The 15,630-nt window shown below is 43.0% G+C and carries 12 protein-coding genes; 11 read left to right on the forward strand and 1 reads right to left on the reverse strand.

From position 1 onward, the window contains the following. The first annotated feature begins 167 nt into the window (after window positions 1-167). From C4F40_RS11035 to gcvP, 7 genes are all read left to right on the forward strand, one after another. Entirely contained in the window at window positions 168-938 is a 771-nt protein-coding gene (locus C4F40_RS11035; RefSeq protein WP_313785412.1) for an enoyl-CoA hydratase/isomerase family protein, read from the forward strand. A 2-nt stretch (window positions 939-940) separates the two neighbouring features. Then, a complete protein-coding gene (locus tag C4F40_RS11040; protein WP_196939461.1) occupies window positions 941-1,813 on the forward strand; it encodes an SDR family oxidoreductase in 873 nt (290 codons plus the stop codon). Further along, window positions 1,814-2,449 carry a hypothetical protein gene (locus C4F40_RS11045; protein WP_196939462.1) on the forward strand — a complete coding sequence of 212 codons (636 nt, stop codon included), beginning with the start codon at window positions 1,814-1,816 and terminating at the stop codon, window positions 2,447-2,449. Window positions 2,450-2,578: 129 nt separating this feature from the next. Beyond that, window positions 2,579-4,318 (forward strand): phospho-sugar mutase, encoded by a 1,740-nt coding sequence (locus C4F40_RS11050; protein WP_196939463.1) that lies wholly within the window; start codon window positions 2,579-2,581, stop codon window positions 4,316-4,318. Between the two features lies 1 nt (window position 4,319). Next, entirely contained in the window at window positions 4,320-4,862 is a 543-nt protein-coding gene (locus tag C4F40_RS11055) for an NUDIX hydrolase (RefSeq protein WP_196939464.1), read from the forward strand. Window positions 4,863-5,039: 177 nt separating this feature from the next. Continuing rightward, entirely contained in the window at window positions 5,040-6,353 is a 1,314-nt protein-coding gene (locus tag C4F40_RS11060; protein ID WP_196939465.1) for a nicotinamide mononucleotide adenylyltransferase, read from the forward strand. Between the two features lie 242 nt (window positions 6,354-6,595). Next, window positions 6,596-9,475, forward strand: a complete 2,880-nt coding sequence (gene gcvP / locus C4F40_RS11065; protein WP_196939466.1) for an aminomethyl-transferring glycine dehydrogenase — start codon at window positions 6,596-6,598, stop codon at window positions 9,473-9,475. A gap of 138 nt (window positions 9,476-9,613) precedes the next feature. Here gcvP and C4F40_RS11070 read toward each other — a convergent pair whose 3' ends face one another. Continuing rightward, window positions 9,614-10,123: a beta-galactosidase small subunit gene (locus C4F40_RS11070; RefSeq protein ID WP_196939467.1), complete on the reverse strand. Its 510-nt coding sequence runs from the start codon at window positions 10,121-10,123 to the stop codon at window positions 9,614-9,616. Here C4F40_RS11070 and C4F40_RS11075 point away from each other — a divergent pair. The 4 genes from C4F40_RS11075 (at window position 10,122) to C4F40_RS11090 (ending at window position 15,620) form a co-directional block, all read left to right on the forward strand. Next, window positions 10,122-10,385 carry a LamG domain-containing protein gene (locus C4F40_RS11075; protein ID WP_196939468.1) on the forward strand — a complete coding sequence of 88 codons (264 nt, stop codon included), beginning with the start codon at window positions 10,122-10,124 and terminating at the stop codon, window positions 10,383-10,385. The genes C4F40_RS11070 and C4F40_RS11075 overlap by 2 nt on opposite strands. A gap of 114 nt (window positions 10,386-10,499) precedes the next feature. Beyond that, entirely contained in the window at window positions 10,500-11,615 is a 1,116-nt protein-coding gene (locus C4F40_RS11080) for a glycoside hydrolase family 88/105 protein (protein WP_196939469.1), read from the forward strand. A gap of 152 nt (window positions 11,616-11,767) precedes the next feature. Then, window positions 11,768-12,169 (forward strand): DUF2264 domain-containing protein, encoded by a 402-nt coding sequence (locus C4F40_RS11085; RefSeq protein ID WP_196939470.1) that lies wholly within the window; start codon window positions 11,768-11,770, stop codon window positions 12,167-12,169. Between the two features lie 442 nt (window positions 12,170-12,611). After that, entirely contained in the window at window positions 12,612-15,620 is a 3,009-nt protein-coding gene (locus C4F40_RS11090; RefSeq protein ID WP_196939471.1) for a SusC/RagA family TonB-linked outer membrane protein, read from the forward strand. Window positions 15,621-15,630 lie beyond the last annotated feature (10 nt).

A 15,630-nucleotide genomic window follows, 5' to 3' on the forward strand; every position in this document is an offset into this window, starting at 1 on the left:
ATTAAAAGAAGAAGCTTTTTTATATAGATGATGAGTTAAAGCTGCTTTTTCCATAATATCGTGTATAAAAAATGCTTATCTTGTGTCAAACTTAACGAAGTCTATTTTGTGTATATAAGCAGAATGTATCTTATGTTAGCGTGATTTTTGTAGCAGAAACAGTTGAAATGATGAATTTTTTAAAAGTTAAGAAGGACGAACATATTTTTCATATCACCTTGGATAGAGGTAAGTCGAATGCAATTGATATACATCTTGTGAACGAACTTATTATCGCCATTCAGGAAGCCGAGGAGGATCCCGCGGTAGAAGGGCTGATCTTATCGGGAAAAGAAGGTTTCTTCTCGTCGGGTCTAGACCTCATTACCCTTTATGACTACAATGCCGAAGAAATGAAGGAATTCTGGAGTCGTTTTATGTTGCTGCTCCATACCCTCGCAAGCTTTTCTAAACCCGCTGTTTCTGCAATTACAGGACATAGCCCTGCAGGCGGCTGTGTATTAGCCATCTGTTGCGATTATCGTATTATGGCGGAAGGCGAATTTATTATTGGATTGAATGAAGTCCCTGTCGGAATCGTCGTACCGAATAGCATCTTCGAGCTATACAGTTTTTGGCTGGGGAAAGCACAAGCATATCGCTTTTTGCTAGAAGGCAAGTTACTCAAACCACAAGAAGCATTGGAGGTAGGATTAGTGGATGAAGTCGTTGATTTCAATCGCATTCAGAATGCCGCCGTGCGTAAAGTGAAAAGTGTTACCCAATTTGAAAAAAATGCGTGGAGGCTTACAAAGCTCAATTTGAGAAAGCCTCTTCTATCAACGCTATCCGAAAATCATGACACTGTTATCGAGCAGGTATTAAAGCAATGGTGGTCTCCGGCAACTAGAACGATTATGAAAACTATTATTGATAATTTAACGCATAAAAAAGCTTAAAAATGAATATTCAGGGAGCGTTAAAAGAAGAGGCCTTAAAAGGCAAGACAATTGTCATAACAGGCGGTGGCACAGGGTTAGGAAAAGCTATGGGAACATATTTTTCCGAATTGGGTGCGAATCTGGTTGTCGCTAGCCGTAAATTAGCTGTTCTGGAAGAAGCGGCGGAAGAGATTTCGGAAAAGACAGGGAATAAGGTTTTACCTGTTGCCTGTGATATTCGACACATTGAAGAAGTAGAAAGGCTGCTCGCGAAAAGTGAGGAAGCCTTTGGACAAGTCGATGTATTGGTCAATAATGCGGCCGGAAATTTCATTTCTCCTACAGAGCGACTTTCCGCCAATGCTTTTTCAACGGTGATAGACATCGTATTGAAAGGCACCGCAAACTGCACATTGACTTTTGGTAAAAACTGGATCAAACGAAAGCAAACAGCAAACGTATTGAATATCATTACCACCTATTCTTTCACAGGTTCGGGGTACGTGGTTCCTTCTGCTGTCGCCAAAGGAGGCGTACTAACCATGACGCGTTCCTTAGCCGCAGAATGGGGGAAATATGGAATCCGTCATAACGCCATTGCGCCGGGGCCATTTCCGACCAAAGGGGCCTGGGACAGGTTGCTTCCCGGAGAACTTGCTGAAAAATTTGATTTTAAAAACCGTGTCCCGTTGAAACGGGTGGGATATCATCAAGAATTGGCTAATTTAGCCGCATTTTTAGTGTCTGATTTCGGAGGATATATCAACGGAGAGATCATCACAATTGACGGTGGAGAATGGTTGCAAGGAGCCGGACAGATGAACGGAATGGAAGCAATTTCCGAAGAAATGTGGGATATGATAGAAGAGACAATACGTAAAAACAAGACATAAATGAAAGCACTATTTTTTACTATTTTCTGTGCAACGCTGTTATTTTCTTCTTGTAACCAAAACAGGAGCAAAGAACAAGAAACAGAGGATAGCACACAAATCAAAGTACCCCAATCCCATGAAGAAATACAACAGTTCCGTGAAGTCGTCACGCGTTTCGTAAGGGCTTACATCAGTCAAGACAACCGAAAAGCAAATGCGCTATTACATCCCGATTTGGGGTTTACGGTTATATATAGGCCGGGGGTGGCAGATGTTTTTGCTAAAGTAGACAGCATCGATTTTGCACACCCTGTTCCAGCGTATTTTCCCTATCCAATTTTTTCTAACGATTATGTATTGACCTTCGAATCCCTTCCAACTTTTGATTGTGGCACGGAGAAGTGGAGCAAGGAAGGCTTCTTTTGCGATACGACATCTCATCCAGACCAACTGTCTAGGATAGCAGCATTTCAAAAGGAGTTTAATAAACAAGAGCTTTCCGAAGCGCAAATTGAAGAAATCAAGGCAGCTGAAAAGAAAAGCTACCGTGTTATTCTTACAGGCAGAGATCCGTTGATTTTTCACCTTCAGCAACAGGAGGGAGCTTGGTACATCACGGTATTGGACAGAGCGTACGCAGGTTGCGACGCATAACAATTGCAGATATGCCCATCGTTACTGTCGCAAATAATTCAGGAATATTTTTGTTGAATTAACAGCGATTTTATAGGAGCAATTTGGGGCATTAAAATTATATTTACAGCAAAAATTATAGTGTTAGTCATGACAAACTTTGATAGTGAAACGAATGGCCGTATTCAACAATGGTTGACGGCGGAATATGATCAAGATACAATAGCGCAAGTACAAAAATTAGTAGACGATAAGGAGGAAACGGAATTGTTGGATTCGTTCTACAAGGAATTGGAATTCGGCACGGGGGGGCTTCGAGGTGTGATGGGAGTCGGTTCTAACCGAATGAATAAATATACCCTGGGAAAAGCTACGCAGGGCTTGTCCAATTATCTAAAAAGGGAATTTCCCAATGAAGCGCTGAAAGTTGCCGTATCCTACGACAGCCGTAATAATTCGCAGGTTTTTGGAAAAATGGTGGCAGATGTATTTTCAGCCAACGGAATCAAGGTATACTTATTTGAAGAGTTACGTCCGACGCCTATGCTGTCATTCGCAGTTCGGCATTTCGGTTGTCAAGGAGGTGTAATGCTAACTGCTTCACATAACCCAAAAGAGTACAACGGCTACAAAGCCTATTGGAATGATGGGGGCCAATTGGTTGCTCCACATGATAAAAACGTGATCACCGAGGTGAATGCAATACAGTCTGTTACCGAAATTAAGTTTGAGGGCATTCAAGACAATATCACGGTAGTAAAAGAGGATTTTGATCAGATTTATATTGATGCTAACAAAAAATTAAGCATTCATCCTGAAATAGTGGAGGCACAGCAAGACCTAAAGATCGTATTTTCGCCGATTCACGGAACGGGTATTACTTTGGTGCCTAAGATACTTGAAGCTTGGGGATTTAAAAACGTAACGGTGGTTGAAGAGCAATCGAAGCCTGATGGCAATTTCCCCACCGTGATTTATCCCAATCCGGAAGAAGAGGAAGCGATGTCTATGGCGAAGCAAAAGGGAGAAGAGCTCGATGCAGACGTCGTTATGGCAACAGATCCGGATGCAGATCGCGTAGGTGTGGCCGTCAAGAATGCAAAGGGTAAATTTCAGCTACTGAATGGCAATCAGATAGGGAGCCTATTAATCTACTACGTGCTATCTGCGAAGAAGAAAAAACAGGAGCTACGTAAGGATGACTACGTGGTTAAAACCATCGTAACGTCTAATCTGTTTTCGGATATTGCGGCGAGTTTTGGCGTGAAAAGTTACGAAACCCTCACGGGATTTAAATTTATAGGCGAGGTCATCACTAGCCTGGAAGAGAAAGAAAGCTATTTGGTAGGAGGGGAAGAAAGCTACGGGTTTTTAATCGGCGACCTGGTTCGTGATAAGGATGCAGTGAATTCCTGCGCGTTTATTGCGGAGATGACGGCTTATTTCAAAAATCAGGGAAAATCTCTTTTTGATGTACTTTTGGAGGTATATGAAAAATACGGATTCTATCAAGAGAAGTTAATCTCCTTGACCAAAAAAGGAAAAGCAGGTGCCGATGAAATTAAGCAGATGATGATCGACCTTCGTGCTAATGCGCCGAAGGTATTGGGCGGTGTTGCTGTGTGTGAAATTCGGGATTATGAAAATAAAGTAGCCTATGATCTAACTAACGGTGAGCAGCGTGCAATCGATCTACCCAAATCAGATGTGCTGCAATTTATCACGGTGGATGGGGATGTTATATCGGCCCGCCCTTCAGGTACGGAGCCAAAAATTAAATTTTACTGTTCCGTAAAAGAGCAGCTATCGGCGATCTCTGAATACGACACGGTAGCGCGGGCGTTAGAAGATAAAGTTGAACGGATTATGGGGGATATCGTAAAGAACTAATATGGAAAAATGGACACTGTTAGATTCTAAATATGTTATCCAACGCCCTTGGGCTACATTACGGGTGGATAAACTGCAATTGCCCAATGGTAATATAAAGGAAGAGTATTACGTGTTGGAGTATCCGACATGGGTGAATATGATCGGTATTACCACGGACGATCAAGTGCTATTTGTGACACAATATCGCCATGGTGCGGGTAAAATAATGACAGAGCTGCCTGCGGGCGTGGTAGAAGAAGGGGAAGACCCTGCAGATGCCGCCCAACGAGAGCTGTTGGAAGAAACCGGTTATGCTTTCGATTCCATCGAAAAGATAGCCGAGCTGTATGCGAACCCGGCTACAAGTGGAAATATTACCCATACCTACGTTTTACGTGGAGGGAAGAAAATACAAGAACAAGAATTGGATAATTCAGAAGACATTGACGTGGTATTGATGTCTATGGAAGAAGCCAAAGTATTTTTATTGGAGAACAAGATCGGTCAAGCGCTGCATTCTGCGGCGCTTTTTTACGCCTTTAAGCATTTGGGGGTATTGTAGGTATTAAATGTGGATTTGTCGATTCGCGCATTTGCAAATCAGCTCTTCTGAATCGTTGGTTTGGTTTTAATAAGGATAGATAGGTTTTTGACCGGGAGTGCCCGCCTTCCGAAGGGCAGGCGAGCACATCGAAGATAATTTTGACTTTTTAATTTTGACTTTTTGTACCTTTGCAAAATGGCAAGAGAGATATTCGAGACAAAACGAAAAGCACTAAAGATTAATCTTAATCCAGATATTTATGGGACATTTGCGGAAATTGGTGCGGGACAGGAAGTAGCCCGCAATTTTTTTGAAGCGGGTGCTGCATCCGGAACGATTGCAAAGACGATGTCAGCTTATGATATGGCATTCAGCGACGCAATCTATGGGATGGAAGAGTCGGGACGTTATGTAAGCCGTACGCGGCTGACCAAGATGATCCATCATGAATTTAATCTACTCACAGAACGTCTCCACGGTGACAAATATGTGAATAAGAAATTCTTTGCTTTCGCGGATACTGTCACTACCCTGAATTTTGCCAAAACAAATGAACCGCACGGTTGGGTGGGTATACGTTTTCAACATGAAGTGGGAGGCCCGACAAACGACATCATTATTCATATTCGGCTGTTGGATAGCGACAATAGGTTGCAATCTAAAGTGTTGGGAATTATTGGCGTTAATTTGGTCTTTGCAGCGTATTTTTACGCGAATGATCCGCAAACGATGATCGAATCATTGGTCGACAATCTTTCGGTAGGTTCTGTCGAAATCGATTTGGTAAAAGTTTCAGGGCCTGTTTTTGAGCAGGTGAACGAACGATTAATTAACCTCTATCTGATCGCAAAAGGATTTGCCAATGCAGCTATTTTCAGACCCGACGGTAAGGCGGCGCAGATTAAGGATTATCTCTATAAGAAGAATATAATTATCCTGCGTACAAAGTACCGTCAAAAATCCAATCCCAATTTTGATCTTTTCAACTTGGCGGTTGAACAGTTTCGCAAGAATACCGAGGCCGTGCCGGAAGATACTGTTGTGTTAATTGAGGTGCTGATGGGGAATGTATTGGACGAAGATAGTACGATTACGGATGAAGATTTAAGGTACTTCGCAGAGCGCGCGGAATATTTGTGTTCCACAGGAAACAATATTATGGTGTCCAACTTTAGACGTAATAATCATTTGGCGGAGTTTGTCAAAACCTTTAGACCAAAACACGTGGGGATTGCAACCAATGTATCCAATCTCCGTAATATCTTTAATTCCGACAATTACAACAAAGAGCAATATACCAACGAATTGCTTTCTTATATTTCTGGGATGTTCAGTAAGGATGTGAAGCTTTATGCGTATCCGTATTTGAATAAAAAAGATAATGAAATCGTCACCACGAAAAACCTGAGGGTTTCGGAAGAAGCAAAGCCACTTTTTGACTTCTTGATCAAAAATCAGTATATCGTCGATATTGAGAATTACGATGAAAAGTTTGTGAAAACGGTTTAACTTCTTTCACTTGCCTGATCTTCGGGTTGTAATGACGACGTTCTTATGTTATGGGTGAAAAAAGGGCGTAGAAATACGCAAACGATTGATTTTGTAATGGAATAGGAATAAATAATTTATGGTAATTTATTCGCTTGAAAAAGCGTATCTTTGCGCATCAAAAAACACAAAAATGAAAAAGCTTAAATTGTTTGAAATACAGCGAGTTAAGTGATTAAGAAAATACAGCAATCAAACGGCAAATGAGTAACGTATATTACCAAGAAAAATTCGAAGATCGTCACAATGGCCCTAGTGCCGAGGAAGCGAAAGAAATGTTAGCCTTTTTAGGTGTTGATTCTTTAGATCAATTGATTGAACAAACTGTTCCTTCCCAAATTAGAGTTAAAAATCGATTAAATCTTCCACCGGCACTCAGTGAAGTGGCTTATTTGGAGAAAGTAAAACAGATCGCTGAAAAAAACAAAGTATTTAAGTCGTTCATTGGTCAAGGGTATTACGATGTGAATGTACCGGGTGTGATTCAACGTAATGTGTTGGAGAATCCGGGATGGTATACACAGTACACTCCTTATCAAGCCGAAATTGCACAGGGTCGTCTGCAGGCCCTATTAAATTTTCAAACCGCGGTATCTGATTTAACGGGTCTGGAAATTGCCAACGCATCGCTATTAGATGAAGCTACGGCGGCTGCTGAGGGGATGTTTATGCTATATAGTGCGCGTAAAAATAAAGATGCACATGTTTTCTTGGTAACACCCAACATCTATCCACAAACCTTAGATGTATTACAGACACGGGCAATTCCATTTGGAGTAGAAATTCGGGTAGCAGACATAACAGAATCAAATTTGGCAGATGATGTATTTGCCTCATTTATTCAGTATCCAGCGGCCGATGGTACTATAAGTGATTACAAAGCTTTTGCAGAAAGTGCACAGCTTAAAAATATCACCATATGTGTAGCAGCGGATCTGATGTCTTTAGCTTTGTTGACGCCTCCAGGCGAGTGGGGAGCAGATGTCGTGGTCGGTAACTCACAACGGTTTGGTGTGCCAATGGGATTTGGTGGTCCTCACGCAGCCTTCTTTGCGACCAAAGATGCGTACAAGCGTAATATTCCAGGTCGTATTATCGGCGTTACTTCTGATTCAAACGGGAATTATGCATTGCGCATGGCATTACAGACCCGTGAACAACATATCCGTCGTGATAAGGCGTCCTCTAATATTTGCACGGCACAAGCATTACTCGCTATTATGGCTTCTTTCTATGCAGTTTATCATGGGCCTAAAGGGATAAAAAATATTGCATCCCGTATCAATGATCTCGCGAAATTAGCGGATAAAGCGATTCAGGCGTTAGGTTATGCGCAATTAAATAATGCATACTTTGATACCTTACGTTTTCAAGTAGGTAATCAGGTCGGGACATTAAAAGGTGAAGCGCTAGATAATGACCTGAACTTCTTCTACCATGAAGATACGGTAGGTATATCCATCGACGAGACGACTACTTTTGAAGATATCCAAACGATCGTTAAAGTATTCGCTAAAATTAACGGGAAAGTGCATTCCGAAGTGGACTTAATGGATTTGGCAAAGCAAGAAATGTCTTCTATCCCTTCTGGACTAGTTCGGACCTCTTCGTATTTAACACATCCCATTTTCAACAGCTATCATTCCGAAAGCGAAATGTTGCGTTATATCAAATCCTTGGAGACAAAGGATCTTTCATTGTGCCATTCAATGATCCCATTGGGATCATGTACGATGAAGTTGAATGCAACGACAGAGATGGTACCTTTAACATGGGCGCGTTTTGGCGGATTGCACCCGTTTGCTCCGGCGGATCAAACTTCGGGTTATATGCAATTGATCAATGAGTTAAACGATTGGTTGTCGGAGATTACAGGATTTGCTAAAATGTCCTTCCAGCCAAATTCTGGAGCGCAAGGTGAATATGCCGGTTTGATGGTTATTCGTGCTTATCACGAAAGCCGGGGTGAAGGACGCCGGAACGTGTGTTTGATCCCTGCCTCAGCGCATGGAACCAATCCGGCCTCCGCTTCTATGGCAGGATTGAGGGTGGTCGTTGTAAAATGCGATGAACGTGGCAATATCGACGTCGCGGATTTGAAGGCGAAGGCAGAAGAGCATGCAGGGCATCTGAACTCGTTAATGGTAACTTATCCCTCTACACATGGTGTTTTCGAAGAGCCTATTATCGAGATCTGTCAGATCATCCACGATAATGGCGGACAAGTATATATGGATGGTGCGAATATGAATGCACAAGTTGGTTTGACAAGCCCTGGATTTATCGGGGCTGATGTGTGCCACCTCAACTTACATAAGACATTCTGTATTCCGCATGGTGGAGGTGGCCCAGGTATGGGGCCTATTGGTGTGGCAGCACACTTAGTTCCCTTTCTCCCCAATCATGAGATTGTCGAGATCTCAGGAGAACAAGGTATTTCGGCTGTTTCGGCAGCGCCATTCGGTTCAGCGTCGATTTTGGTGATCTCACACGCCTATATCGCGATGATGGGTGCTACGGGACTTACGAATGCGACGAAAATGGCAATTTTGAATGCAAACTATATCAAAGCACGTTTAGAAAACCAATACCCTGTGTTATATGCAGGTGCAAATGGTCGTTGTGCACACGAAATGATATTGGATTGTCGCTCGTTCAAAAACTTCGGTATTGAAGTCGGAGACATTGCCAAGCGTTTGATGGATTACGGCTTCCATGCACCTACAGTATCATTTCCTGTTGCAGGCACATTAATGGTGGAACCAACCGAGTCGGAGTCCAAAGCCGAATTGGATCGTTTCTGTGATGCGCTGATTGCAATCCGCAAAGAGATCGCTGCGGTAGAACACGGTGAAGCTGACCAAAAAGAAAATATACTGAAATACGCACCTCATACAGCGGAAGTCGTAACGGCAGATAAATGGAATAGGCCATATAGCCGTCAAACAGCTGCATATCCTTTAGCATATTTAAAAGATAATAAATTTTGGCCTTCCGTGGGCCGCGTTAATGATTCGCAGGGAGACCGGATGTTGATCTGTTCATGTCCTTCTATCGAAGAGTACGCAGATATCGACGCATAAGCTTCTTTACCTAGTAAATAACAAAAGCCTTCATATTTAAAGTATGGAGGCTTTCGCTATTTTTAATCAATTACCGTATTCCGTTTCTCAAAAAGAGAATTATAGCACACTAACTCCTTATTGGAACTAAGGTAAATGCTATTTCCCGATTCCTTTGATCGTATAGGAGTATGTGTATTTTTTAGCCAGTAGACGGTACGGATTATAGGGCAATGATCCCCAGCTATCATCTCCGGCAACTCCGCGCTGTGCAAGATCTATATGAAGGTGTATATCGTTAGACTTTTTAATCTGATGTGGATGCAGTTGTTTCTTCGTCATACCCGGATCCAACTCTTCTACCGCATAATGCGTGGCACTAAATGCGATGGGCTGTAATGGTATCCCAGAAATTTTTATTCCTTCTCCTGCTTTATTTACGAGTTTTAACCACCTAACATCTGTTTTATTTCCCGACTCTTGGGGGCGCATATAAGGATAGAATTGATTGGCGACGTTATCTTCGTATATCCCGATTTCGGAAGCATAATTTCTGTCGATATAATTTTCCCACGGACCGCGTCCGTAGTAGGAGAGGTTATCATATGAGCCCTGTATTTGCATACGCATTCCAAATCGAGGAAGTTCAGGCATTTCCTGGGATCCCATGTCCAACGTTGCCCTCACGGTGTCTAGGGGAACGGACGGGAAATGGCATCGACCAAAAAAGCTCGATCGTTTCAATCTGACGCTGACATACGACAAGGGTGCGTTGCGTACCTATATTAATGGCTTATTGGATCAGACGATCGATCTTGGAAAGATCAAATGGGGCAGCGTTGAAATTACATCACCTGATCACAAATTATCGGATGTGAGTGTGTACAATCGAAGATTGAATTGGCGAGAAATAAGCATACTGCAGGAATAATAAGTTGGTTTGAATCAATTTTACAACGTAAATAACCCCTAATTGAACATCGCCTTCGTAAGTGCAGGCTATATTTGTTGTGTTAACTTTTTATAAAATATTGTAACTAAAGAAATGAAATACGTAAACCTGATTGTTTGTTTTTTATTGTTTTCCTCCGCGGTATTTAGCCAGCGGATATCAAAGAAGGATGTCTTATCAAAGTTGCATCTTGCTAACACCTATTGGCAGTCAAATCATGCACCCGAGAAATGGGCATTCTGGGATATTGCCGCTTATCACACCGGTAATATGGAAGCCTATAAGCTTACGAAGAAAAAGGAATATGTGGATTATTCCACAAAATGGGCAGTATTTAACCAATGGAAAGGAGCGAAATCAGATAATAAATCCGAATGGAAGTATTCTTATGGAGAAAAGGACGATTACGTACTATTCGGCGATTGGCAGATCTGTTTCCAGACTTATATAGATCTGTACCACCTCGCACCTGACCCGACTAAGATTGCACGGGCAAAAGAGGTTATGGAATACCAGATGAGTACACCAAACAATGACTATTGGTGGTGGGCGGACGGTTTGTATATGGTCATGCCGGTAATGACCAAATTGTATAACCTTACCCACAACGAACAGTATCTAGATAAACTACATACTTATTATGTATTTGCGGATTCTTTAATGTATGATCAGGAGGAGAAACTCTATTACAGAGACGCCAAATATGTATATCCAAAGCATAAATCAGCAAATGGGAAGAAAGACTTCTGGGCGCGTGGAGATGGTTGGGTACTAGCAGGTCTGGCTAAGGTATTGGCAGATCTTCCGAAAGACAGCAGACACCGAGGTCTATTTGTAACACGCTTTAACGAAATGGCTGGAGCGGTAAAGGCCAGTCAGCAGCCCGAGGGGTACTGGACACGTAGCATGTTGGATAAAGATCATGCGCCGGGACCAGAGAGCAGTGGTACGGCTTTCTTCACCTATGGTTTGATATGGGGGATCAACAACGGATATTTGGATAAGAAGGAGTACCTTCCTGTGGTAACAAATGCATGGGATTATCTTTCGAAGGTAGCCTTACAAAAGGATGGGAAGCTGGGCTACGTACAACCGATCGGAGAGCGGGCTATTCCCGGACAGGTGGTGGACCAGAATTCTACCTCTCCATTTGGGGTAGGCGCTTTTTTACTGGCGGCTTCTGAACTGTACCGATTTTTAGATAAATAAGATACGAGAACAATGATTTGGAAAATCAGTTCGCTGTTAAAGATAGCAACAGTACTACTATTCAGTACTGTTTTTTTTGTTAAAGCATAGATACCCGTTAGTGCGGTCTTTAAGGTTTATGCGCCAGATAGGACAGGTAGCCCTTAACGGGTATGAACAGAGAGCACTGGAAGGCTGCGGCGACCTACCTGCTGAAGGGAGCGTTCTCGTATGTGAAGACATTGGACGATCCGATGCTTTTTCCGAAACAATCGGGCAAAAGTTATCCGCGTGATGGTAAGCATACGGCGACGGAGATGTTGGAAGGATTGTGCCGCACCCTCTTTATTGCGGCTCCGCTTATTAAAGAAGATCCTGAATTAAGGATCAACAATATTCACGTGGCAACCTATTATCAGAGGCGCTTACATCCCGAGGCAGAAAAAAGCGTAGTACTGAATGCAAAAGGAACGGTTAGTAAAGACAACCGTGTTTTTGCGACCCTCATGCTTTGGAAAAAATCTGGTCCGATGCTGACCTATTGCCATCGGAAAGTCTCTAGCAGCAAAGAGTAGTCTCCATTGGTTCATGGAGCCCTTATTTATGTACTAGAGTTTTCTACCTCTTGGACTTCTCTAAACAGATGGTTTTGACCAGGGCAGGCTTTGTTCTAGTCATCACAATAATTTGTGAGCGGGCAGAAAAGCGCTACAAAAGACCATGGTGTAGACCTGCAGTAGGTGCATTATTGAAAATTGAACTAATTTTTGAGGTTTTTGAATCATAACTAAACATCAAAATTGTTACAAAACGTTCTCTTTGTATAGAAATAGGCTGACCAGGCCAGTTACAAAATATAAACCAAAAAAGAGCGTATGAAACAGCAAGACAAAGATACATCATAAATGGCGTGTAGGAATGATCTTTTCTATCACCAAGTTAGTCAATCAATTTTAAAACTTGTCGACATCGGGGAAATCAGATGTTGCTACCAATAAAATCTATATGTTAAATCAAATGATAAACAGATGGGCCAAGACCATCGTGATGTTGCTGTGTGCAGTATGTTATTCCATGTATGGGCTAGCCCAAGGTCAAATACGGGGAGCAGTAAAAGACGCCTCGACGAAAGAGGTTTTGCCCGGTGTTACCGTAACATTGAAAGGAAGTACTACAAAAAGCCAAACGAATGCTGAAGGAAAATTCGTAGTCAATGCGCAAGAAGGTCAAGTCCTGGTGTTTACTTTTATCGGCTACAGCGACAGAGAGGTTACAATCGGCACGGGTAAGGATCTTGATGTCCGGTTAGAACCCGCATTTAATGCATTGGAAGAACTGGTTGTGGTCGGATATGGCTCACAAAGGCGTTCCGATATTACGGGGTCGGTGGCTTCCGTTCCGAAAGAACGTTTATCTAAAATACCCGTTAATAACGTCATGCAGGCGATCCAGGGAGCTGTGGCCAACGTGAACATCAGTCAGGCGTCATCCGTACCGGGAGACGCGCCTTCGGCGTTAATTCGTGGAAGGAACTCCTTTAGCGCGGGAACAGGCCCTTACATCGTGGTAGACGGGATTCCCCTATCCAAAACGGATGGGTCCGTCAATGATATCAATCCCAATGACATCGAGTCCGTTGAAATACTGAAGGATCCTTCAGCGGTCGCGATTTATGGTGTAAATGGATCGAATGGTGTTATTTTGATCACTACAAAAAGAGGAACGACAGGCAAACCGACGATTCGTTACAGCGGGTATGGCGGTGTAGAAGAGGCGGCTCACATACTTGAACCCGTTTCTGGAGAAGAGTTGTTGGAGCGCTATGCGGAATACGCAAGAATAACAAATACAAGTTTGTATAATGGAGGGCCGGTCCGAAATGAATTCGAATGGGACAACTATCAAAATGGCACAACAACAGACTGGCTCGATGCAGTTATGCAGACTGGCGTTATTCAAAATCATAATATTGGTCTATCGGGAGGAAGCGAAAACGCGCGTTACTTCATATCGACTGATTACCTGAATCAAAAGGGGATCATAAAAGGGTATAATTACAAGCGCTATTCATTCCGGGCAAACACCGATTTCAACACGACGAAGTACTTAACAGTGGGAACTTCTGCCTTTATTGTTGCACACGACAGAGATGGGGGGCGTGCTAATTTGATGCAGGCGGCAGCGATGAGTCCCTATGCCAGGATGTATAATGACAACGGCACGTTAACGCAGTTTCCAATGTATTCCGAACAATTGTGGTCGAATCCACTTTTGCCCACGACCTTGGACCCGGAAAGAAGAGAGTTTAATGTATCGTTGAACGGGTACGCGGAAGCGGATTTCGGGAATATATGGGCGCCATTGGCTGGCCTGAAGTATAAGTTTAACGGGGGGTATTCCTTTATTCCTAAACGCACAAACGAATATGAAGGGGAATCCGTGTACAATTTTGCGGGTTTAGGTCGAATTACGAACAGGGAATCGCAGACCTATACCATTGAAAATATTTTGACCTACGCCAAGGACTTTGGTTTACACCGTATCGATTTCACGGGTCTGTATGCCGCAAAGAGTAAATACTATCAGGAAGCCATCGCGACAGGTGAAGTATTTCCGAACGATGCGTTAGGCTGGGGTAATCTAGGCGGTGCATCGACACAAAAAGTATCTTCTTTTGCCGACCTTTACCGTTCCGTTTCGCAGATGGCGCGGGTAAATTACGGTTACGACAGCCGTTATATGTTGACCTTGACTGTGCGACGTGATGCTGCTTCTATATTTGGCGATAATCATAAATATGGAACGTTCCCTTCGGCCGCTGTGGCTTGGAATATCCACAATGAATCCTTTATGGCGAATACGAAAGATGTGGTAAGTAATTTGAAATGGCGTATCTCGTATGGTGTGTCAGGAAATGAGGGCATAGGTATATATGACGCTTTGTTTTTAATGAATTCCAATCCGCTTGCTATGAATGGCTTGTCCAACGCCGCGATACGCTACAGGGTACGCATGGGCAACGCGGATCTGCGTTGGGAAAAAACGGCCGGCTTTAACACAGGTGTTGATTTTGGTTTCTGGAACAATCGTATCACCGGTACGGTAGATTTCTACAAAACACGCACACAAGATATGCTGCTTTCGCAGAATCTTCCACGACTTACGGGTTTTCAAAATGTGTTTACAAACCTTGGAAAACTAGAAAATGCCGGAATCGACGTGATGTTGAATACTAAAAATATGTCAAAAGAGAATTTTACATGGTCTACTACATTCGTGTTCGCACACAATAAAAACAAAATCGTTGATATCTACGGCGATGGTAAAGACGATTTAGGAAACCGCTGGTTTATAGGACAGCCCGTAGGTGTAATATTTGACTATACAAAAGTAGGAATCTGGCAGGAGGATGAGATCGACGCAGGTGTTCACAAGGGATGGGATGAACAGGCAGAGGCTGGGGCAGTTAAATTGGCCGATCTGAGTGGCGATGGGATTATTAATAACGACGACCGCTCTATTTTAGGACAAACCGCGCCAAAGTGGACAGGGGGTATTACCAATACCTTTACCTATAAAGCTTTCTCCTTGAATATCTTCATTAATACCGTGCAGGGAGCGATGCGGAATAATGCACAAATAGGTGGTGCTTCTGATGAAATGGGTAGACGAAGTACGCCGGCAGAACTCGGTTATTGGACGCGAGAAAATCAAAGCAATGAGTGGCGCTCATTGAGTAACCGTTCAAATATTTACGGCTACGCTTTTCCTTCCAACGCAAGTTTTACCCGATTGAAAGACGTAACGTTCAGCTATAATCTACCGCAATCTGCTGCTGGCCGGATAGGTGTTGGCGGGGTAACGCTTTACGCGAGTGGCCGAAACCTCTATACGTGGACGAACTGGCTGGGCTGGGATCCGGAAGCGAGAGATGTTCCTAGGGGGAATACCGTAGATGGAGTTAATGACCAGCTTAATTATCCTATGGTCCGAACTTACGTTTTTGGTCTGAATCTTACATTTTAAACATACAGTC

Origin of the sequence: Sphingobacterium pedocola (genome assembly GCF_015209965.1) — a bacterium.
Classification (GTDB): Bacteria; Bacteroidota; Bacteroidia; order Sphingobacteriales; family Sphingobacteriaceae; genus Sphingobacterium; species Sphingobacterium pedocola.